The sequence below is a fragment of the Acidimicrobiales bacterium genome (assembly GCA_041394185.1).
Classification (GTDB): Bacteria; Actinomycetota; Acidimicrobiia; order Acidimicrobiales; family Poriferisodalaceae; genus JAAETH01.
Genome location: JAWKIQ010000001.1, coordinates 29,594 through 50,581 on the forward strand (window position 1 = coordinate 29,594; position 20,988 = coordinate 50,581).

Sequence of the window (20,988 nt, forward strand, 5' to 3'; positions counted from 1 at the left end):
ATTGTCGACCCGACCGCAGATTCGCGATACCCATTAGGTGCAGCACGTGTCGGCCGACGGGCCCGCCAGAGACACCATTTCCCCCGGGGAGCAACCCAAAATGACAGAGGCAACACCAACAGCAGTCGACGTACGCGATCGTCTGGCGCTGGCACTAGATGTCGATGACATCGTCGCCGCCACCCGCATCGCCCGCCAGATGCAGCCCTACTTCGGGGTCGCCAAGGTGGGCCTCGAGCTGTTCAGCGCCTACGGACCCGATGCTGTAGGTGCCCTGGCCGACCTGGGATACGAGGTGTTCCTCGACGTCAAGCTCCACGACATCCCCAACACCGTCGAGAAGGCCTCGCGTGTTCTGGGTGCGCTGGGCGTGCGATACCTGACGCTGCACGCCTTCGGCGGACCCACGATGCTTCGTGCCGGCGTCGAGGGCCTCGCCACCGGCGCCGAACGCGCCGGGCTCCCCGCACCCACCGCCCTGGCCGTGACCATTCTCACCAGCGACGGCGACGCCCCGCCGCACATCTTGCCCAAGCGGGTTCAGGTGGCACTCGAAGGTGGCTGCGGAGGCATCGTGTGTGCCGCATCTGATGTCCGCGAGGCCAGGCAATATGCGCCGAGGCTCGACATGGTCGTTCCGGGGATTCGCCCGGCCGGAACATCGGCTCACGACCAGGCCAAGGTCGCAACCCCGGCCGAGGCCATCACCTCCGGTGCCGACCTACTGGTGATCGGTCGTGCCGTCACAGCAGCCGACGATCCGGTGGCGGCCGCGGAAGCCATCTCCGAGGAAGTCCGGCAGGCTGTCTCGTAGGTGCTAGTTCGCGACACCTTCGGTGTCGCTCATACGCACACTGGTCTCGCCGCTCGTCGGTGCGTGAGGCCTCAGGCGGAACGGCGCTAACCTGTCTCCATGACGACACCCCCGTCCCTCAGCCCCGAACAGCGGCAGGCTGCCCTGGCAAAAGCCGCAGAAGCTCGCCGGGTCAGGTCCGAGGTCAAGTCCAAGCTCAAGATGCAGATGTTGACCCTCGAAGAGATCCTGGCCCAGGCCGACGAGGACGAGATCATCGCCAAGCTCAAGGTTCTCGCGGTGCTCGAGTCACTTCCCGGTGTCGGGAAGGTCAAGGCCAGGCGGGCCATGGAAGACATCGGTATCTCCGAAAACCGCCGCCTTCGCGGCCTCGGCTCTGAACAACGACGATCGCTGGTCGAGCAATTCGGTGCCGGGAGCTGACCAAACCCGCTCGTCGACCTTCGTTATCTGCGGAGCCGGTGGCGCGGGCAAGGGTTCCATCGTCGCCGAACTGATCCAGCGCGACCCATCTCTGTGGCTGAGCCGCTCGTGGACCACGCGTCCGCGTCGCGACGGCGAACCCGAAACGGCGTATGTCTTCGTCAACCGCGACGACTTCGAGGCACGCATCGCCGCAGGGGGCTTCCTCGAGTGGGCCCAGTTCTTCGACCACCTTTACGGAACCCCGATGCCCGAGGCGCCGGCGGGTTGTGACGTGGTGCTCGAGATCGACGTGCAGGGTGCGATCCAGGTTCGAGAAGTCGACCCCGGTGCTGTCGTGGTTTTGGTGTTGCCGCCCAGCCGGGCAGAACAGCGCAGACGGATGCAGCATCGCGGCGACAGCGACGAGCACGTTGCCAAACGTCTGGCGAAGTCCGATGCCGAAGAAGAGATCGGTCGCACCCTGGCCGATCTCATAATCGTCAACGACGACCTGGACCGAGCCGTCAGTGAGGTCGAGGCTCTCATCACAGAGCACCGTGCCGGGCCCGCGACCGACTAGAATCAGACTTCGCCCAAAACCGCATGGCCGCGGTCTTTCCCGGACCGCAGGGCTGGCCTCGAGATTGGCAAGGTCGAAAGATGGCTCAAGACGAAGACACGATGATCAACCCTCACGTCGAGGAACTTCTCGAGAAGGTCGACTCGAAGTTCACACTCGTCACCCTCGCCGCCCGCCGGGCGCGTCAGATCAACTCGTACTTCGGTCAGCTCGGCGATGGCATGGGCAAGGCTGTGCCCCCGCAGATCACCAGCACCGCCCGCAAGCCTTTGTCGATCGCCTTCCAAGAGATCGGTGCCGACAAGATCAGCTACGAGCCGGTCGACCCCGACGAGCTCGATGCCGCCGACTGGGGCGCCAACGTCGACCCCGTTTTGGCCTTGCTCGAGGGTGGCGGCGATCTCGAGCCCGAGACCGAGTCCGACGCCGAATCGGCCGAAGACGCCGAGGACTGATCCCCACGATGTTCGACGGGCGTCATGTCGTCCTCGGTGTGTCTGGCGGTATCGCCGCCTACAAGGCCATCGAGGTCTGCCGGCGCCTGGTCGACGGGGGAGCACGGGTCACGCCGATACTCACCGAGTCGGCGCTCAGGTTCGTGGGCCCGGTCACCTTCGAGGCCCTGGCGACAGAGCCCCTGATCACGTCGGTGTTCGGAAACGCCGACCCCATCCCGCACACCACCCTGGGTCAGACCGCCGACCTGATAATCGTCGCTCCGGCCACGGCTCGGGCCATCGGTTCGTACGCGGCCGGTATCTCCGACGACGCCTTGGTTGCCACCCTCATCGCCACTCGGGCGCCCGTGTTGGTGTGCCCTGCGATGCACACCGAGATGTGGGAGCACCCCTCGGTGCAGGAGAACCTGGCCACGCTGCGCCGTCGGGGAGTGCACGTCCTCGACCCCGAGAGCGGGCGGTTGGCCGGTGGCGACGTCGGCGCCGGCAGGCTCGCAGATCCGCAGCGGATAGTTGCCGAGGCGGCGCGACTACTGACCCCGCCCGACATGGCCGGACTGAAAGTCCTGGTCACCGCCGGTGGCACCCGCGAACCGATCGATCCCGTGCGCTATATCGGAAACCGATCGTCGGGCAAGCAGGGTTACGCAGTGGCTGCCGAAGCCGCGGCCCGAGGGGCCGAGGTGAGGCTCATCAGCACCGTCGATCGTCCCGTGCCCCCTGGGGTTCAGGTGACACTGGTCGAGACCGCCGCACAGATGCACGAAGCCGTCATGCAAAACAACGACGCCGATGTCGTTGTCATGTCGGCTGCGGTAGCCGACTATCGGCCGATTTCTGTTGCCGGTTCGAAGATCAAGAAGACGGCCGACCAGCTCGATGTGGCGCTGGAGAAGACCGTCGACATCCTCGCGGCGCTCGGTGCTGCGAAACGGCCGGGCCAGACCTTGGTGGGCTTTGCGGCCGAGACCGACGACGTCGTCGACAACGCAAGAGGCAAGCTGGAACGCAAGGGCGCCGACTTCATAGTCGCCAACGACGTGTCAGCTCCCGATGTAGGTTTTGCCCACGACACGAACGAGGTCACCATCGTGTCTGCAAATGGTTCGGTGGGAGTACCCCTCAGATCTAAACGAGACATCGCCAAGGCGATTCTCGACCAGGTGGTCGCAGCTCGCAGCAGCGATCCGACCTCATGAATCGGTCGTCTCGGCCGATGGTTACAACGTTCATACATCGCCAAATCGAGGAGCCGGCGTGAGCAACCGATACACCTTCACTTCGGAGTCTGTGACCGAAGGTCATCCAGACAAGATGGCCGACCAGATCTCGGACTCGATCCTCGACGCTTTGCTCGAGCAGGATCCGGCCAGCCGTGTCGCATGCGAGACGCTCATCACGACCGGCCTGGTGGTGGTGGCGGGTGAGATCACCACCGAGGCCTACGTCGACATCCCCCGCGTCGTTCGGGGCACGATCAACGGCATCGGCTACGACCGGGGCTCGCTGGGGTTCGACGGCAACGCCTGCGGTGTCATGGTGACCCTCGACGAGCAGTCGCCCGACATCGCTCAGGGTGTCGACGACTCCGAAGAGGTTCGCTCGGGTTCGTCCGGCGAGGATGACATCCTCGACAAGCAGGGCGCCGGCGACCAGGGAATGATGTTCGGCTACGCCTGCAACGAGACCGAAGAGCTCATGCCGCTGCCGATCCATGTTGCCCACCGCATGGCCGAGCGCCTCACCGAGGTACGCAAGTCGGGCCGGGTGCCCTATCTGCGCCCCGATGGCAAGACCCAGGTGACCTTCACCTACGAGAACGGTGTTCCGGTCAAGCTCGAGACGGTCGTCGTTTCGACCCAGCACGATCACGGCATCAACCGCGACTCGATGATCCGTCCCGACCTCATCGAGCAGGTCATCATCCCGTCGATACCCGAGCAGTATCGCGACGACGACTTCGAGGTATACGTAAACCCGACTGGCAACTTCGTCATCGGTGGTCCGGTCGGCGACGCCGGCCTGACCGGGCGCAAGATCATCGTCGACACCTATGGCGGCATGGCCCGCCACGGCGGTGGCGCCTTCTCGGGCAAGGACCCATCCAAGGTCGACCGCTCGGCTGCCTACGCGACCCGCTGGGTTGCCAAGAACGTGGTTGCATCGGGTGCTGCCGATCGCTGCGAGATCCAGGTTGCCTACGCCATCGGCGTGGCCAAGCCCATGTCGATCCTGGTCGAGACGTTCGGCACCGAGAAGGTCGACCCCGACGCCATCGAGAAGGCCGTGCGCGAGATCTTCGACCTGCGTCCGGCTGCGATTCTGCGCGACCTCGATCTGCGTCGCCCGATCTACAAGCCGACCGCGGCCTACGGCCACTTCGGTCGCAAGCCAGAGAACGGCCTGTTCCCGTGGGAGAACACCAACAAGGTCGACGAGTTGAAGGCTGCGCTCGGTCTGTAGCAGCCGTGCGCCGCCTACATTGCTTCTCGTGCAGGAGAAGCTGTTCGAGCTAGAGCCGGAAACGGACGAACCGATACAGCCCCGTCTTCCCGACGGGGCTGTGGTCGTTCGGGTTCTGATCGACGAGCCGGCCATCGACCGCGAGTTCGACTATTGGGTCGATGCCGACACCGCACCGAGCGTTCGTATCGGTTCCATCGTTCGCGTCGACCTGCGAGGTCGGCGCGTGCGCGGTTGGGTCGTCGAGCGCGGCGTCGAGCCATCGAACGACTTCGAGGTTCGCAAGGTGTCGAAGGTCTCTTCGCTGGGGCCTCCGCCGGCGCTCATCGACCTATGCCACTGGGCCGCAGGGCGATGGGTGGGTTCGACGGCGCGGTTCATGCGAACCGGGTCGCCGCCGAACAACGTGACCTCGCTGCCGCGGCGCAAGAGGTTGGCGGGGCCGCCGACGGTCACCGACGATCTCGCTCCGCGCGCGTTCGACAATCCGGTTTCGGTGATCAGAACCAGCCCCACCGACGACGACACCGCGTTTGCGCTGGCGGCCGCGGCACGCGGCCGTGCCCTGATCTTGACGCCGTCATTGGGTGCGGCCCAACACCTGGCGTTGAGGTTGCGCCGCGCCGGGGTCGAGGTGGCCCTATGGGACCGCGACTGGGCGGCCTCGGCTGCCGGAACCGTGACGGTGGGTACGCGGGCGGCGGCCTTCGCTCCAATCGGGCCACTCGATGCGGTGCTGGTTCTGGACGAGCACGACGAGCGCTATCAAGAGGAAGCGTCGCCCACATGGAACGCCCGCGACGTTGCGTTGGAGCGCGCCAGGCGAGACGACGCCCCGTGTGCGCTGGTCTCGCCTGTGCCGTCGCTGGAGGCGCTCAGGCTGGGCACACTGGTCGAACCGTCCAGGCGCAGGCAAAGAGACGGCTGGCCCGTCGTCGACATCGTCGACAGGCGGGGCGACGACCCGGCGTTGGGTGAGTGGTGTTCGCCGGCGCTGACACGACTGGTCGTCGATGGCAGATCGGTGGCTTGTGTCTTGAACCGCAAGGGTCGGGCCCGCATCTGCGTGTGCCACCAGTGCGGCGAGCTGGCCCGAGGCGAGTCGGGATCTGCGCTGATGCTCGAGGGCGAGCGCCTGGTCGATCCGGTCACGGGTGCCCAGCGGCCGGTGGTGTGTGACGCCTGTGGTTCGACCCGGATGCGACGGCTGAAGCTGGGCACCGGGGGAGTGGCCGAAGAGTTGGCTGCGTTGACCAGACGCGAGGTGGTCGAGATAAGCGCCGATGCCCAGGACACCGCCGAACGGGTGGGCCGTTTCGATGGCGACGATCGCCGGCTCTTCGTGGGCACCGAGGCGTTGTTGCACCGAATCGAGTCGGTCGACGTCGTGGTGTTCCTCGACATCGACCAGGAGCTGTTGGCTCCCCGGTTCCGCGCCGGTGAGCAGGCGCTGGCGTTGATAGCTCGTGCCGCACGCCTGGTCGGGCCCAAATCGTTGGGCGGCAGAATCGTGGTGCAAACCCGCATGCCCGACCATCCGGTCCTCAAAGCGGCGGCTCTGGGCGACCCAGCGATCTTCACCGACGACGAGATGGAACTGCGGGCCGAGGCGCGTATGCCACCCCACACCGCCCTGGCTGCCGTGTCGGGTGAGGCGGCCGAAGAGTTCATGTCGGCCTTCCACGCCGTTGGTGGTGTCGAGGTGATAGGCAACGCCGACGGGCGCTGGTTGGTTCGGGCCCAAGACCACGACTCGCTCAGCTCGGCGCTGCGCGCCACGCCCCGCCCGTCTGGGCGTCTTCGCATCGAGATCGACCCGCAGCGTTTGTGAGCGTGCTCCGTTATCCTCGACGGCGTGTCTTACGAGATTCGTGTGTTCGGAGATCCGGTGCTGCGCACCGTTGCCGCGCCAATCGAAGACATCGACGCCAAGTTGGTGCAGATGGCGCACGACATGGTTCCTGCCATGTACGAGGCCGAAGGTCTGGGCTTGGCCGCTCCTCAGGTTGGTATCCAGAAGCGGCTCTTCGTGTACGACCTGGGTGACGGCCCGCGCTACCTGATCAACCCCCAGATCACCGAGTCTGACGGCGAGTGGGAGTACACCGAGGGTTGTTTGTCGGTGCCGGGCCTGTCGTTCGACATCGTGCGCCCCAAACAGGTTCATCTGACCGGTGTCGACCTCGACGGCAATGACGTATCCATCGAGGCCGACGAGCTGCTGGCAAGGCTGTTCCAGCACGAGCTCGACCATCTGGACGGTGTTTTGTTGCTCGACCACCTCGACAAGAAGACCCGAAAGAGTGCGCTGAAGACGTTGCGCGAGCTTCGTGAACGTTCAGAGCCGCTGGCGCGCCGGGTGTCTTTGGGGCTGTCCGAGCCCGACGGCCTGCACCTGCCTTGACGGTGCCCGTGCCGCAACTCGCGATTGCTCCCGCACACCCCCAGCGGGTTGTTTTCCTGGGCACCCCGTCGGCCGCTGTGCCCAGCTTGCGGGCATTGGTTGCCGACGGTTTCGAGGTGGCGCTGGTCATCACCCGTGCCGACCGGCGCCGCGGACGACGCTCGGCCCCCACGCCAACCCCGGTGAAAGCCGCCGCACTCGAGTTGGGCATTCGGGTCAGCCACGACCTCGACGACGTTGTGACGGTGGGCGCCGACCTGGCGGTCGTGGTTGCATATGGGCGCCTGGTGCCCACGCGCATCCTCGAGTCGCTGGCTTTCTTGAACGTGCACTTTTCGTTGTTGCCCCGCTGGCGCGGAGCCGCCCCCGTGGAGAGGGCGATCCTGGCGGGCGACGACACGACCGGCGTGTGCATCATGGGGCTTGAGCCCGCGCTCGACACGGGCCCTGTCTATTCCAGGGCCGAGACTCCGATCGAATCGAAGACAGCGGACGAACTGACCTCCGAGCTTGCCGATCTGGGTGCGTCGCTGCTCGTCCGTACCATGCGCACCGGGCTGGCCGACCCGGTGCCGCAGTCGGGTGAGGTGACGTTTGCCGACAAGCTGGGGCCCCAAGACCGCTTCCTCGATTGGAACCGCCCGGCGAACGAGCTGGAGCGAGTGGTTCGCATCGGCGGGGCTTGGACTACGTGGCGCGGCAAGCGGCTTCTGGTGCACCGTGCACAGCTGGCCGATTCGCCCGACCTCGGCGCCGCCGCGCCCGGTGGTCTCGTCGGTGTCACCGTGGCCACGGGTGCCGGCGGACTCGAGCTGGTGGAGGTCCAGCCCGAAGGCAAGGGTCGAACCCCGGCCCGCGCGTGGCTGAACGGGGCCCGTCCCGGCCCGGACGATCGTCTGGGATCGTGAGCGAGCAGAACGCCAGGGCCGTGGCTTTGACGGCCCTGATGCAGATCGAGGCCGGCCAGCGTTCGGGTCCCGTGCTGGCGCAGCTGCTGGCCACCGCCGAGCTCGACAAGCGCGATCGCGCATTCGTCACCAACCTGGTGCAGGGGGTCACCCGAATGCGTCGGGCGTGCGACCACCTGATCGACGCACACCTCGATCGCAAACCCGACGAGGTCGTGCGCCAGGTGCTGCGTTTGGGGACCTATCAGCTGCTGTGGCTGCAGACGCCTCTGCATGCGGCCGTGGATGCCACCGTCGAGATCGCACCGCGCCGGGCTCGTGGGTTCGTCAACGCCGTGTTGAGGAGGGTTGCCGATGCAGGGGTTACGAAGTCTTGGCCCTCGGCAGCGGTCGAGCTGTCGTACCCGGACTGGATCGTCGATCGCTTGACCAACGACCTCGGCGCGGATGCCGACGGGGCACTTCGTGCGATGAACGACCCCGAGACGCCTGCCCCCAGACCAGACGGATTCGTCCAGGGACTGGCGTCCAGGTGGGTCGTCGACGAGGTGGCCGCTCAGACCGGTGATCTGGTAGCCGATCTGTGCGCTGCGCCGGGCGGAAAGTCGACGGGTCTGGCGCTTGGGGGCGCAACGGTGATCGCCGCCGAGATCGCATCACACCGCATCGACGTGCTGGCCGAAACCGCACACCGTTTTGGCCAAGGCCGTGTGCTGGTGGTTCGTGCCGATGCCGGGTCGGCACCGTTCCCGGCAGCTTCGTTCGACCGGGTGGTGGTAGATGCACCGTGTAGCGGCCTGGGTGCGTTGGGCCGACGCTCCGACGCTCGCTGGAAGATCAAGGCGCGCGATGTAGACCGACTGGCCAGGGTCCAGAGCCGCCTGCTCGGCTCGGCCGCCGAACTGGTGAAACCGGGCGGCACCCTGATTTACGCGGTGTGCACGATGACCCGAGCCGAGACCTCCGATGTCGTCGGTGGTTTCGCCGATGAGCGGTTCGAGCCCGACCCGCTGGTGTGGCCAGATCGCTGGCGACCACTCGAGGGCACCCGCCACGGTGGTCTGCTGCTGCCGCAGGATCATGGCACCGACGCGATGGCGGTCGCGCGCTGGCGTCGGGCGTAGCCTCTGCATTCGTGTCACATCGAGTTCCCAACCTGAACGCCCGCCTGCAGGGCTTCGGCACCACGATCTTCACCCAGATGTCGGCCCTTGCCGCCCAGACCGGCGCGGTGAACCTGGGCCAGGGCTTCCCCGACACCGATGGGCCTGCCGAGGTACTCGAGGCTGCGATTGCGGCCATGCGTGCCGGCCACAACCAGTATCCGCCCATGCCGGGTGTCGCCGAGCTGAGACACGCAATAGCGCGGCACCAGAAGCGTTTCTACGACCTCGACTACAACGCCGACACCGAGGTGCAGGTCACCACCGGAGCCACCGAAGCGCTTGCCGCGGTGATGTTGTCGTTGCTCGAGGTGGGCGACGAGGTCATCACCTTCGAGCCCTGGTACGACAGCTATGGAGCGTCGATTTCCATGGCCGGAGGCTTCAAGCGCGTAGTCACCCTTCGGCCACCCCACTATCACTTCGACATCGATGAACTGGCCCGCCAGATAACCCCGAAGACCCGCTTGTTGCTGTTGAACACCCCCCACAATCCGACTGGGAAGGTGTTTGCACTCGACGAGCTCGAGCAGATCGCTGCGCTGTGCATCGAGCACGACCTGTTGGCCGTGACCGACGAGGTCTACGAACACCTGGTGTTCGAGGGCCAGCACGTTCCGTTGGCAACCCTGCCCGGCATGAGAGACCGCACCATCGTGGTGAGCTCGGGCGGCAAGACGTTCAGCTTCACCGGCTGGAAGATCGGCTGGATCTGCGCCCGACCCGACCTGATCACCGCGATCCGCACTGCGAAGCAGTTTCTCACATTCGTCAGTGGGCCCGCCTTCCAGATGGCGATGGCGGTGGCACTGGACCTCGAAGACGACTACTACAGCCGTTTCGCAGCCGACATGGCAGCCAAGCGAGATCTGCTGTGCAACGGTCTCGACGCCGCCGGCTTCGAGGTGTTCGTGCCCCAGGGGACCTACTTCGTCAACACCGATATCGGGCCTCTCGGGGGCACCGACGGGGTCGAGTTCTGCCTCGAGTTGCCCCAGCGGGCCGGCGTGGTCGCCATACCCACCCAGGCCTTCTACGACAATGTCGACGAAGGCCGGTCGTTGGTGCGCTTCACGTTCTGCAAACGACCCGAGGTGCTGACCGAGGCCGTCGAACGCTTGGCAACGCTGAAGCCAAGGCCCTAGGCACCGCGTAACGCGAAAGAACCGCCAGGGCCTTCGGCGCTCCGGGTGCGGTTCACGGGCACCCGGGCGCCGTCGTGCCCGCTGAATTGTCGACGTCCACCGGTCCTGTGCTCCGCCATCGACAACGGTTATGCGCCGGAGTTGTTGATGGCGCCCGCTCAGTTTGGGTGAGTCATCTCTCAAGAATCTCTCAACGTTGGGTGACCTTTTGCGGCGAGCCGTACCGCCTTTGCTGGGCGGCTCCGGTGGCGGCCAGGTCGCGCCTTGCCGTCGATTCGCTGACCCCGAAGACCCTCGCCACCAGCCGTGGGTCCAGTTTGGCGTCGAGCGCGCGAGCGGCCCGCACCGCCAGCGCTACGGCGGCGCGTCGCTGGTCGGTCGGCAGCCCTGCCGCAGCCTCGACGGCGATCAGATGCTCGGAGCCTCGGGCATCGACTGCCACCAGCCGCGTGCCGTCTGCCGACTGCGCTCGCCGCCTGGCGGCAATCTCGGCGACCTCGGGGGCGGGGTTGACGGCGTCCAGCAACGGGTCGAGCGGTGCGTAGCTGCGGGCCAGCTCAGACCATGCGCGGTCGAGCGAGGCCGTGGCATCCAGATCGCGACCCTGTGCTTCGGCCAGATGCAGGCTGGCCAATTCGAGTTCGGGATAGGCGCCCGCAGCTGGTCGCAGCATCATGCCGTGCAGCAGCTGAACCGCAGCATCGTGGCGCCCCACCCTCACCAGCAGGTCGGCTCGAAGGGCGCCGGCGGCGCGGCGTTCGCCCAGTGTTCCCCGCGGCAGCTCGTCGAGAATCGCCAGGGCGTCGTCGAACTCGCCGAGCTGGCGCGCCAAACGCGCACGCCACAGGATCACGCGGGCCGATTTCGGCCGCTGGCCGTTCTTGCCGGCCGACTCGAGCAGGTCAAGGCACTCGCCGGCATCTTCGAGGTGCCCTTGGTTGAATGCGAGCGCGGCCCGCGCCGCCGCCAAATGCTGACGCACCGATGTGAATGGCGACCTCTCGAGACGCCCGAGAATCGGCTCGACTCGCTCGTGGTCACCTGTCAACTCGGCGAGGGTCACCGCAATGACCGCCCGTGCCATCTGGGCGGGCTCAGTGCTTGCGCTGGAATGAGACACAAACCTGCTCAGCTCGTGTATCGCAGTGCCCTTCAGACCGGCCGCAGCCAAGCATCGGGCGTAGTGCACCATCGGCGCTCCCAGGGCCGAGGCGGCCGACATCACCTGGACCTGCTGTATCAGCGGGCCGAAGACGGCCATAGCACCGTCGAGGTCGTCGCTTGCAAGACCTGAGGCTGCGGCGGCGGTGAACCGAACTCGGCCGACGAGGTCGCCAGATCCGGCGGCGTGCTCGGCGGCTTGTTCTGCAGCCGTGACCAGTCGCGGATCGCCAGGGCGGCTGGCCAACAGGAGGTCGGTTTCGGCTTCGAGGATGGCCAGGCGCGTGGCTGACGAGGACTCTGACCGGTCGACACCATCGAGTTCGGCTTCCGCAGCCTCGAAGTCGCCGCGATGGGTGAGGATCTGGGCCTTGGCAACCATGAGTCGGGTGGCGAGGTCGCCATCGACCTGGCCAGCCGACGCCGCGGAGAGCAGGGCCTCAGCTTCGTCTACGCGTCCACCTGCAAGCCGACCTGCAACGCAAACGTCGGCCAGTCGGTGCATGGTTGCTTGGCTCAGACGAGCCTCAGCATGGTGGAGTAGCCGGTCGAAGACTTCGAGGTCGCCGAGCGTGGCCGCGGCTCGCAACACACGTCCCAGCACAGCCTCAGCGCTGTCGTCGAAGGTGCCGCCTTGGTCCAGCAAGGCATCGACCGCCGTCGCTGCTCGAACGACGTCGCCCACTCTCAGCGCTGCGTCGGCAACCCCAGCCAATGAACCCACCGGCTGTCGCAACGGGGAGACACCGGGCGACCGGTCGGAAAGCACTGCCAAGACCAGCCGAGGAACCACCAAACGTACGCCGCTCGGCTCGGCGCTGTCGATGCTCACGAGGCCTGTGCGGTCGAGTCGTTCGCAAGCCTGTTCGAGTGTCGACTGCGGCATTGGGCACAGGTGCGTCAGCTCGTCGAAGGTGGCGACACCGTCGTTGCGGGCCAGCGCCGCCAAGACCTCCGACTGCGGGCTGGGCAACCCGGCGAGCTCTAGGCCCAGGGCATCCATGGTCGAATCGGAGAGATCGTCGGTCCAGAATTGAGATGGCGCCACGGCGCCCACCCGCTGCATGGTCTCGAGGGTGTGGATGACCAGCCACGGAGTCGTGGCTCCGCTGGCCTGCAGTGCTGCGGTTGTCGAGTCGGCGTCAACCCACGGACTGGTAGCCAGCACCAGTTCGGAAATGTCGGCGCGATCGAGGCGTCCCAGCGACAGCTGGCGACAAGCCGGCGATCCGGCGACCGAGTTGATCAGCCGGCCCGCCGCCGCGGTGCTGTCGACCGCCTGCGCGCGGTATGTGACGGCGAGTGCCAGGCGTGACCCATCGAGGCTGTTCGCTATGTCGAGCAGCAGTTCGGCCGATCGGTCGTCGCAGCGATGGCAGTCATCGATCGCCAGCACAAGCGCGTGGGTCTCGCATAGGGCGGCTAGCGCGTGGAGCAGAGCCAGCGACTGAGACGACTCGTCCCTGGTGTCACGGGTGCCGTTGCCCGCCACCGCGGGTACCAGAACGCCGAGTGCTGGTTGTAAGTGGGCGGGAACCCTGGTTCGCAGGCGCCGAAGCTCGATGGGTGTGAGGATCGACGACAGCAACGACCGCACCGTCGCCAGTTCGGCCGGATCGCCGTGTGCTCGGGCGACCCGTGCGCCGCGCACGCGGGCCGAACGGCCGAACTCGTCGAGCAGGCGAGACTTGCCGGCGCCCCACCCTCCGTCGATGGCCAGAAGGGTCGGAGCCCCGCGGGCAAAATCGGCTGCGCAGGCTGTTGCTGCCGCAATCTGCGGGCGCCTGCCGACAAGCGGAGCGTGCGCCCCGACCGGTGGCTCGCCCGCAGCGCGTTGGGTCGAGGAGCGCGACCGGATGATCTCGTCGCGAAGCGCAATCGTCTCTTCGTCTGGTTCGAGGCCGAGCTCGAGTTCCAGGATCTCCCTGCAGGCGTTCCATGCCGCGAGCGCGGCCGTCGGTCGCGAGCTGAGCATCTCGAGCCTGATCAGGCGTCGGTGCGATTCCTCCGACAACGGATCGAGGTCTACCAGACGTCGCGCCACCGGCCGGGCTGCGTCGTACAGACCTCTGGCGGTTCGCAACTCGACCAGACGGTCAAAGACCAGCCGGGCCTGGTCGCGCAGGTTTCCTCTAGGCACGGTGAGCCAGTCGTCGAACAGCCCATCGAGCAGGTCGCCGACGTACAACTCTGCGGCTTCTTCGAGCGCGCTCAGCTCGGCAGCCGAGCCCGGTTTGGCCCGCCTTGCAGCGGCGATCAATTCGCCGAACTCCGCTATGTCTGTGGTCAACCAGATCTCTTCGTCGGCGCCGTCTGGTCGGTGTGGGGTGGTGGCAAGCCCGATGAAGTGATTCGAGTTCTCGACCAGCGACGCCGCGCCCGCTTCTTCGAGGGTGTTTCGCACCCGCCACAACTCTTGGCTCAGTTGTTTGCGTCCGCGCGTCTCATCGTGCAGGTCGGGCCAAAGACCGTTGATGAGCGAGCTGCGGCTGGACGGGCCCGGGTTCAACAACAGGTAGGCGAGCAGGGCTTGGGCCCGCCGCGACGCCGGTGCGGGCACCCGTCGGCCGTCGACCTCGACGACCATGGCCCCAAGCAGCCGCACCGTCAGCCTCACCATGGGCACCAAGCTAGGGCACTACACACCGCTACGCTGCCGTGCGTGACTGACGGATCGCACCAGCATCAACCAGACGAACAGTCGCGGCTCGAGGCCAAGGTTCTCACCGTTTCGGACGGTGTCGTACACGGGGTCCGCGAAGACAAGAGCGGCGAGGCGTTGGCGGCCGCTGTCGAGCGAGCCGGATTCACCGTTGTCGATCGCGGCGTCACCTCCGACGGCACCGACGAGGTTGCAGCCGCGCTGTCGGCTATGACCGACGGGTTCAGCGGAATCGTCGTGACCACCGGCGGAACGGGCTTCACGCCGCGAGACCTCACCCCAGAAGGCACCCGCAAGGTCATCGATCGCGAGGCGCCCGGCCTGGCCGAGGCCATGCGCTTGGTGAACCCCCTCGGACGACTCAGCAGGGGGATCGCCGGTACCGCCGGTTCGGCGATCGTGCTGAACACCCCTGGCAGCACCAAGGGATGCGTCGAGTGTTTCGAGGCCGTGGCCGACGTATTGCCCCACGCGGTGCGTCTGCTGAACGGCGCCCACACCTCTCACTGACGGGCCCAAAGACGTGCCGGCATCCGACCGCGACCACATGCTGGCGGCTATCGCCTCAGCCGACCGGGTGCGGGGCTCGACGGCCCCGAATCCTTGGGTTGGCTGCGCCATCGTGGCCGCCGACGGCGCTCGTTTCACGGGCGCGACCGAGCCGCCCCCTGGTAGACACGCCGAGGTCGTGGCTCTGGAGGCCGCCAGCGGCGCGGCCCGAGGCTCGACCGCCTATGTCACCCTCGAGCCCTGCAGCCACCACGGGCGCACCGGGCCGTGCACCGATGCCCTGATGGCTGCCGGGGTCGAGCGGGTGGTCGTCGGCACTCTCGACCCAGACGAAAAGGTCAACGGGCGCGGCGTTGCTGCACTTCGCTCGGCGGGCATCGAGGTGTCAGTCGGCACGGCCGAAGACCTGGTGCTCGACCAGTTGGGCCCCTACCTCCATCACCGAACCACCGGTCGCCCGTTCGTCACCCTGAAGCTGGCGGCTTCGATCGATGGGCGAACAGCGGCGCCTGACGGTTCGTCCCGATGGATCACCGGAGAAGCGGCGCGCACCGATGTTCACCGGATGCGCGCCCGCTGCGACGCCATATTGGTCGGCGCCGGCACCGTCAGGGTCGACGACCCCGCGCTGGACGTCAGGCATGTCGAAGGCACCAACCCCCGTCGATATGTGTTGGGATCGGTGCCTTCAGATGCCCGCGTTCGACCATGCACCGAACTGTCGGGCCCCCTGCCCGAGGTGCTCGACCGTCTCGGAGCCGACGGCGTGATCGACCTGCTGGTCGAAGGGGGCGCACGAGTGGCCCACGACCTGCACTCGGCCGGCCTCGTCGATCGATACGTCGTGTACTTGGCCCCGATGCTGTTCGCGGGCGACGACGCCCACCCGATGTTCGTCGGCGCGGGCGCCTCCAACATATCCCAGGTGTGGCGGGGCCGCCTGGTCGAGGTCACGACTCTGGGCGAAGACATCAGGGTCACCCTCGAGCCGGGCCGCCGCGGCGGTGCGCGCTAGGTTGGCGTGATGGATATCGGCATCAACGGATCAGGGCTGCTGGCGCAGCCGAACCTCGACGAGATCGTCGACGACATCGTCGCCAGCGACGACGCCGGCTTCTCGACCTACTGGTTGGCTCAGACCGGCTTGATGGACGCGCTGACCACCCTGGCCTTGGCCGGACGCGACACCACCCTCATCGAGCTGGGCACAGCCGTGGTTCCCACCTGGCCCCGGCATCCCCAAGCGCTGGCTGCCCAGGCGCTCACCGCCCAGGCGGCGACCGGCGGTCGCATCGTTCTGGGCATCGGGCTCGCCCATCAGCCCACGGTCGAAGGGCGTTGGAGAATGCGCTGGGAACGACCCATCCGCCAGATCCTCGACTATCTCAACGTCCTCGAGCCGCTGCTTGCCGAGGGCTCTGCCTCATACGAGGGCGACATGTGGTCCTTCGTGGGCGAGGCAGCCAGGCCCACTTCGACGCCCCCGCAGATCATGCTCGCCGCCCTGGGCGATCGCATGCTCGAAATCGCCGGGTCGCGTACTGCTGGCACCATCTTGTGGTGTGTCGGCCCGCGCACCCTCGAAACCCAGATCGTGCCCAAGATCAACGACGCTGCGGCCAAGGCCGACAGGGCCCAGCCGAGGGTCGTGTGCAGCCTTCCGGTGGCCGTCACCGACAACCCTCAGCCCACGCGCCAGTTCGTCGGCGCGATGTTGAAGGACTACGCGAGTCTGCCGTCGTACCGCGCCATGCTCGACATCGAGGGCGTACACGGGGTCGAGGAGATCAGCCTCATCGGGTCTGAGGACCATGTTCGAGAAGGGCTGGCACGCATCGCCGAATCGGGAGCAACCGACTTCACGGCAGTGGTCGTGGCATCCGACCCAGACGAGCGGGCGCGCACCATGGCGGTGTTGGGCCAGGTGCAGGCCAACCGCTAACCCAGAGGGTTGAAGCTGGTGTAGGCAGGCTCGATCGGGGCGACATTGGCGCTCATCAGCGCCGTCCACGGCTGAGCCGCGTCGCTGAGTCGCTTCAGGGCAAACCCGGCACCGGCTGCCAGCAGCAACAGCGACACGGTCTTCCAGCCGCTGGAGCCGGGCATTCCCTGCGCGTCGAACGGGATGTCGACAAACAGGTTCAGCAGCGCGTGCAGAACCACTGCGGGCCAGATGCTGCGGCACTCGAGCACGACGGCCGTCAAGCACAACGACGACACGAACCCGACCACAACGAGAGATCCGCCGCCGCCCACCGCGGCATCGATCAGCGCCGTGGCGACCGCCGCCCACAGAACGCCGTAACGATGCTTGGCCAGTGCCGACGCGATGAACACCAGCACCACGCCCCTGAACACGAACTCGGCCATCAAAGCGCCCGCTATGTTCTCGAGGCTCACCGCCAGAACCCGCAGGGGTGTATCCCACTGTGAGGCACGTATGGCGATGAGGGGCACCAGGCAGGCGACCACAACCACCACCGAACGCCGCAGCCCCTGCGGTACCCACTGCCCGCTGACGCCGGCCAGGTGTCTCCAGCCAGCCGAGGTCAACAGCGCATAGGCAACCAATGCTGTCAGCGCCGCGGCGATAGCCGCAGAGTGGAGCTCGAAATACTGGGTGTCCAGGCGGTCTTCGGCCTTGGACGTGAAGATCGAGTCGAGCCACCAGAACGCCAGCGCCAGGACGAGTCCACCAGCCACGGCCATCCACTCGAGGGGCTTCACCTGCGACAGCTCGCTCACAAACGCGGGGGCGCTGGTCTGGGCCGAAGGCGTTGAGGTCGATTCGGAGTCTGTCTCGGCTTCCACCGACTGATTCTCTAACACATCTCCGCCCCCGTCGCGCCACCTCGACGAATCAGCAGGTGTCGCAGTCGGTGAACCTTGTAGTTTTGACCACCGTGTCCGATCCTGTCGAAGATCAACCCGCACCAGAACCCTCTGCCGCCGAGGCATCTGGCCAACCACAACCCAAGAGCAAGACTGCGGGCGAGCGCCTTCCCATCAAGATGTTGGGCGACAGGCTGCTGGTTTCGTTGTCGAGCGATTCGGGCGAGCGCAGGTCGAGCGGCGGAATCCTCATCCCGGCGACGGCCCAGATGAGCAAGCGACTGGTCTGGGGTGAGGTGGTCGGCACGGGCTCCAACGTCAGGGGAGCCAAGGTCGGTGATCGGGTGCTGTTCAGCCCCGAAGACCGCTACGAGGTCGAGGTCCAGGGCGACGACTACATAATTCTCCGGGAACGAGACCTGCACGCCATAGCGGCCACCAGGGTCGAGGCCAACTCGACAGGGTTGTATCTGTGAATTCGCCGTCGATGCACAGGTACCGCACCCAGGGTGGGGTGGTGGTCGATGTCGAGACCAGCGACGTAGACCACGAGGTGGCCATCGAAGATCTCGTCGACCGTCTCGACTCCGAACGCGGCCTGCTGCTGTCGTCGAGCTACGAATACCCAGGTCGATACACCCGCTGGGACATGGGTTTCGTGCAGCCGCCGCTGGTGGTGACCGCTGCCGCCAATCGTGTCGACGTGCAGGCGCTGAACGCCCGAGGTTCGGTGTTGTTGGGCCCCATCGCCGAGGCCCTCTCGGAAGTCGACGGAGTGGTTGACCTCGGCGCTGACGATCAACGGCTCTGGTGTCGTATCGAGCGGCCCACCCGTCGTTTCGACGAAAGCGAGCGCAGCCGGCAGCCGTCGTCGTTTTCGGTGGTGCGAGCCATCATCGACCTGTTCGCCAGCGACGAACCACACCTGGGGCTTTACGGAGCCTTTGGTTACGACCTGGCCTTCCAGTTCGAGCCGATCGACCTGGTGCTGCCCAGGCCAGACGACCAGCGCGACCTGGTTCTATACCTGCCAGACGACCTCGTGGTGGTCGACCACCAGCACGGCATAGCCCAGCGCCGCCGCTACGACTTCACTGTCGGGGGCCGCTCTACCGTCGGCGTCGAGCGGCGCGGCGACCTGTCGGGCTTCGAGCCGGACCTGCAGCTCGAGCCTTACCGCGATCACGAGCACGGTGGTTACGCCCAGGGCGTCAAGGTCGCCCGAGAATATTTCGCTCGCGGCGACCTGTTCGAGGTGGTCACCAGCCAGACCTTCGTAGAGAGCTGCCCCGAGCCACCGTCCGAACTGTTCCGCAGGCTCAAGGAACAGAACCCATCGCCCTATGGCTTCCTGATCAACCTGGGACAGTCAGAGTGGCTGGTCGGCGCCTCGCCCGAGATGTACGTCAGGGTCGAGGGCGACCGGGTCGAAACGTGCCCCATCTCTGGCACCATCGCCCGCGGTCGCGACCCCATCGACGACGCCTCGCAGATCCTCGCCCTGCTCAACAGCGAAAAGGACGAGTCCGAACTGACGATGTGCACCGACGTCGACCGCAACGACAAGAGCCGCATCTGTGTGCCTGGTTCTGTGCAGGTCATCGGCCGGCGCCAGATCGAGCTCTACTCACGTCTGATCCACACCGTCGATCACGTCGAGGGGCGCCTCGCCGATGGGTTCGACGCCCTCGACGCCTTCTTGACCCACACTTGGGCGGTCACCGTCACCGGCGCACCCAAGGCCAAGGCGATGATGTTTCTGGAGAACCACGAGCGCACGCCTCGCGCCTGGTATGGCGGCGCCGTGGGCAAGGTGGGTTTCGACGGGGGCCTCAACACCGGCCTGACCCTGCGGACGATACGCATCAAGGACGGCCATGCCGAGGTCAGGGTCGGTGCGACCCTGCTGTGGGACTCCGACCCCGAAGCCGAAGAGGCCGAGACCGAGCTGAAGGCCTCAGCGTTCCTCGACGCCCTGCGGCTTCCACGTTCGCGGGCCCAGGAACCGACGGTTCGAGTCGTTTCGCAGTCGCGCCGCGTTCTGCTGATCGACCATCTCGACTCGTTCGTGCACACCCTGGCCAACTACCTGCGCCAGGTCGGGGCCGACGTGACCACCCGTCGGGCGGGTTTCGACCTCGCCGAGATGGCGGCCGACGCCCCCGAGCTGGTCGTGCTCTCGCCAGGGCCCGGCCGCCCCGCCGACTTCGGGGTGGCCCAATCGGTACAGGCGGCGATCGACCTCGGGCTTGGGGTCTTTGGTGTCTGCCTGGGGCTGCAGGGCATCGTCGAACACCAGGGCGGCACCCTGGGACAGCTCGAGATTCCGATGCACGGCAAGCCTTCCGAGGTCGAGGTGCTAGGCGGGCGGCTTTTCGAGGGGCTGCCTTCCAGGTTCAGGGTGGGCCGGTACCACTCGCTGCACGCCGACACGGCAACCCTGCCCGAGTCGCTGGAGATAACCGCGATGAGCGACGACGGCGTGGTGATGGCTGTCGAGCACCGCACGCTGCCGCTGGCGGCCGTGCAGTTTCACCCAGAGTCGATCATGTCGCTCGACGATGGGGTTGGTTTGTCGCTCGTCCGCAACGCCGTCGAGAGGCTCGGCCGATGAACATGCAACAGCAGGGCCAGCTGCCCGATCAGGGGTTCTTCTCGGTCGAACGCGACCTGATAACCGCAACCGGACCCGAGGCCGCCTCGTATCTGCACAGCCAGGTCTCCAACGACATCGCCGACATGGCCGTTGGCGAGGCCCGATGGTCGTTTGTACTCCAACCCCAGGGCAAGGTCGATGCGTTCTTTCGCGTGGTGCGCTCGGGCGACCAAGTGTTCGTGCTCGACACCGACGCCGGGTGGGGCCAGGCACTGTTGGACTCTGTGGCGCGTTTCAAGCTGCGCACCAAGGTCGACTTCGAGCTCGCCTCTTCGACGGTCATCACGGTGTTCGGGGCCGACGCCACGACCACGGCTCGGGCCCGGTTGGGTGCCGCGTGTGTCGACAGGCCGTGGTCGGGTGGGGTCGCAGTCGACATCTTCGACACCCCCGCAGATCTCGTTGGCTCGTTCGCCCTCGAGGTCGCAGCCGACGCCGCCGAGGCGCTGGGTGTGGCGCACGGCTTGCCCACCATGGGCCGCGACATTACGCAGGACACAATTCCGAACGAGACCGACCTGATCGACATCGCCGTGTCTTTCTCGAAGGGCTGCTATAGAGGGCAAGAGCTGGTCGAGCGCATCCACGCCCGTGGCGGGCGGCGACGGTTGTTGCGCCGGGTCACCTCGGTGGGACCCATGTCGGTGGGCGACGCCGTCGACTGTGCCGACGCTGATGGCCAGGTCGTCGCGGCGGGCAACCTGACTTCGGTGGCCTCCGCTGGCGACAGCTGGTTCGGGCTCGCCTACCTGACAGGCTGGGTCGAACCCGGCGCTGAAGCCACCATCCAAGGCCGGCCGACGACCGTAGCGTCGTTGTTCTAGGGC

At 66.5% G+C, this 20,988-nt stretch carries 19 protein-coding genes; 17 read left to right on the plus strand and 2 right to left on the minus strand.

Annotated features, from left to right (window positions below; all coding sequences use genetic code 11):
- The first annotated feature begins 100 nt into the window (after positions 1 to 100).
- The 11 genes from pyrF to R2770_00200 all read left to right on the plus strand — a co-directional run bounded on the left by pyrF (position 101) and on the right by R2770_00200 (position 10,340).
- Positions 101 to 814, plus strand: coding sequence for an orotidine-5'-phosphate decarboxylase (gene pyrF / locus R2770_00150; protein ID MEZ5278858.1), 714 nt, complete (start codon positions 101 to 103; stop codon positions 812 to 814).
- 99 nt (positions 815 to 913) lie between these two features.
- Positions 914 to 1,237: an integration host factor, actinobacterial type gene (gene mihF, locus R2770_00155; protein ID MEZ5278859.1), complete on the plus strand. Its 324-nt coding sequence runs from the start codon at positions 914 to 916 to the stop codon at positions 1,235 to 1,237.
- Positions 1,224 to 1,799: a guanylate kinase gene (locus R2770_00160; GenBank protein ID MEZ5278860.1), complete on the plus strand. Its 576-nt coding sequence runs from the start codon at positions 1,224 to 1,226 to the stop codon at positions 1,797 to 1,799. Before mihF ends, R2770_00160 begins: the two co-directional genes overlap by 14 nt.
- Positions 1,800 to 1,879: 80 nt before the next feature.
- Positions 1,880 to 2,254, plus strand: a complete 375-nt coding sequence (rpoZ, locus tag R2770_00165; GenBank protein MEZ5278861.1) for a DNA-directed RNA polymerase subunit omega — start codon at positions 1,880 to 1,882, stop codon at positions 2,252 to 2,254.
- An 8-nt stretch (positions 2,255 to 2,262) separates the two neighbouring features.
- Positions 2,263 to 3,456: a bifunctional phosphopantothenoylcysteine decarboxylase/phosphopantothenate--cysteine ligase CoaBC gene (gene coaBC / locus R2770_00170; protein MEZ5278862.1), complete on the plus strand. Its 1,194-nt coding sequence runs from the start codon at positions 2,263 to 2,265 to the stop codon at positions 3,454 to 3,456.
- A gap of 58 nt (positions 3,457 to 3,514) precedes the next feature.
- On the plus strand, positions 3,515 to 4,720 hold the full coding sequence (metK, locus tag R2770_00175) for a methionine adenosyltransferase (GenBank protein MEZ5278863.1): 1,206 nt from the start codon (positions 3,515 to 3,517) through the stop codon (positions 4,718 to 4,720).
- A gap of 28 nt (positions 4,721 to 4,748) precedes the next feature.
- Positions 4,749 to 6,551, plus strand: coding sequence for a hypothetical protein (locus R2770_00180; GenBank protein MEZ5278864.1), 1,803 nt, complete (start codon positions 4,749 to 4,751; stop codon positions 6,549 to 6,551).
- A 24-nt stretch (positions 6,552 to 6,575) separates the two neighbouring features.
- Positions 6,576 to 7,124 carry a peptide deformylase gene (gene def / locus R2770_00185; protein ID MEZ5278865.1) on the plus strand — a complete coding sequence of 183 codons (549 nt, stop codon included), beginning with the start codon at positions 6,576 to 6,578 and terminating at the stop codon, positions 7,122 to 7,124.
- An 8-nt stretch (positions 7,125 to 7,132) separates the two neighbouring features.
- A complete protein-coding gene (locus tag R2770_00190) occupies positions 7,133 to 8,032 on the plus strand; it encodes a methionyl-tRNA formyltransferase (protein ID MEZ5278866.1) in 900 nt (299 codons plus the stop codon).
- Entirely contained in the window at positions 8,029 to 9,156 is a 1,128-nt protein-coding gene (locus tag R2770_00195) for a transcription antitermination factor NusB (protein ID MEZ5278867.1), read from the plus strand. Before R2770_00190 ends, R2770_00195 begins: the two co-directional genes overlap by 4 nt.
- Positions 9,157 to 9,167: 11 nt before the next feature.
- Positions 9,168 to 10,340 carry a pyridoxal phosphate-dependent aminotransferase gene (locus R2770_00200; GenBank protein ID MEZ5278868.1) on the plus strand — a complete coding sequence of 391 codons (1,173 nt, stop codon included), beginning with the start codon at positions 9,168 to 9,170 and terminating at the stop codon, positions 10,338 to 10,340.
- Positions 10,341 to 10,530: 190 nt separating this feature from the next.
- Here R2770_00200 and R2770_00205 read toward each other — a convergent pair whose 3' ends face one another.
- Positions 10,531 to 14,121 (minus strand): BTAD domain-containing putative transcriptional regulator, encoded by a 3,591-nt coding sequence (locus R2770_00205; protein MEZ5278869.1) that lies wholly within the window; start codon positions 14,119 to 14,121, stop codon positions 10,531 to 10,533.
- A gap of 42 nt (positions 14,122 to 14,163) precedes the next feature.
- On the opposite strand from R2770_00205, the gene R2770_00210 reads away from it, so the two are divergent.
- From R2770_00210 to R2770_00220, 3 genes are read left to right on the plus strand one after another with little or no spacing between them, the layout of a single operon-like run.
- The gene (locus tag R2770_00210) at positions 14,164 to 14,673 is read left to right on the plus strand and encodes a MogA/MoaB family molybdenum cofactor biosynthesis protein (protein ID MEZ5278870.1); all 510 of its coding nucleotides are present in this window, start codon (positions 14,164 to 14,166) and stop codon (positions 14,671 to 14,673) included.
- 13 nt (positions 14,674 to 14,686) lie between these two features.
- Positions 14,687 to 15,688 carry a bifunctional diaminohydroxyphosphoribosylaminopyrimidine deaminase/5-amino-6-(5-phosphoribosylamino)uracil reductase RibD gene (gene ribD / locus R2770_00215; protein ID MEZ5278871.1) on the plus strand — a complete coding sequence of 334 codons (1,002 nt, stop codon included), beginning with the start codon at positions 14,687 to 14,689 and terminating at the stop codon, positions 15,686 to 15,688.
- A gap of 9 nt (positions 15,689 to 15,697) precedes the next feature.
- Positions 15,698 to 16,615: a TIGR03564 family F420-dependent LLM class oxidoreductase gene (locus R2770_00220; protein MEZ5278872.1), complete on the plus strand. Its 918-nt coding sequence runs from the start codon at positions 15,698 to 15,700 to the stop codon at positions 16,613 to 16,615.
- Here the strand turns inward: R2770_00220 and R2770_00225 are convergent.
- Complete coding sequence (locus R2770_00225) at positions 16,612 to 17,484, minus strand: CPBP family intramembrane glutamic endopeptidase (protein MEZ5278873.1); 873 nt, start codon at positions 17,482 to 17,484, stop codon at positions 16,612 to 16,614. The genes R2770_00220 and R2770_00225 overlap by 4 nt on opposite strands.
- A 68-nt stretch (positions 17,485 to 17,552) precedes the next feature.
- Between R2770_00225 and R2770_00230 the strand changes: the two genes are divergently transcribed.
- Genes R2770_00230 through R2770_00240 form a run of 3 tightly spaced genes read left to right on the plus strand, consistent with a single transcriptional unit; the run spans position 17,553 to position 20,985 of the window.
- Positions 17,553 to 17,981 carry a co-chaperone GroES gene (locus tag R2770_00230; GenBank protein MEZ5278874.1) on the plus strand — a complete coding sequence of 143 codons (429 nt, stop codon included), beginning with the start codon at positions 17,553 to 17,555 and terminating at the stop codon, positions 17,979 to 17,981.
- Positions 17,978 to 20,119, plus strand: a complete 2,142-nt coding sequence (locus R2770_00235) for an anthranilate synthase component I (GenBank protein ID MEZ5278875.1) — start codon at positions 17,978 to 17,980, stop codon at positions 20,117 to 20,119. The genes R2770_00230 and R2770_00235 overlap by 4 nt, the downstream gene beginning before the upstream one ends.
- Positions 20,116 to 20,985 (plus strand): hypothetical protein, encoded by an 870-nt coding sequence (locus R2770_00240; protein MEZ5278876.1) that lies wholly within the window; start codon positions 20,116 to 20,118, stop codon positions 20,983 to 20,985. The genes R2770_00235 and R2770_00240 overlap by 4 nt, the downstream gene beginning before the upstream one ends.
- Positions 20,986 to 20,988 lie beyond the last annotated feature (3 nt).

Coding starts and splice junctions, on each gene's coding strand:
- mihF (MEZ5278859.1), top strand. CDS start 914: ATGACGACACCCCCGTCCCTCAGCCCCGAACAGCGGCAGGCTGCCCTG.
- R2770_00220 (MEZ5278872.1), top strand. CDS start 15,698: ATGGATATCGGCATCAACGGATCAGGGCTGCTGGCGCAGCCGAACCTC.
- R2770_00240 (MEZ5278876.1), top strand. CDS start 20,116: ATGAACATGCAACAGCAGGGCCAGCTGCCCGATCAGGGGTTCTTCTCG.
- R2770_00205 (MEZ5278869.1), bottom strand. CDS start 14,121: ATGGTGAGGCTGACGGTGCGGCTGCTTGGGGCCATGGTCGTCGAGGTC.
- pyrF (MEZ5278858.1), top strand. CDS start 101: ATGACAGAGGCAACACCAACAGCAGTCGACGTACGCGATCGTCTGGCG.
- coaBC (MEZ5278862.1), top strand. CDS start 2,263: ATGTTCGACGGGCGTCATGTCGTCCTCGGTGTGTCTGGCGGTATCGCC.
- rpoZ (MEZ5278861.1), top strand. CDS start 1,880: ATGGCTCAAGACGAAGACACGATGATCAACCCTCACGTCGAGGAACTT.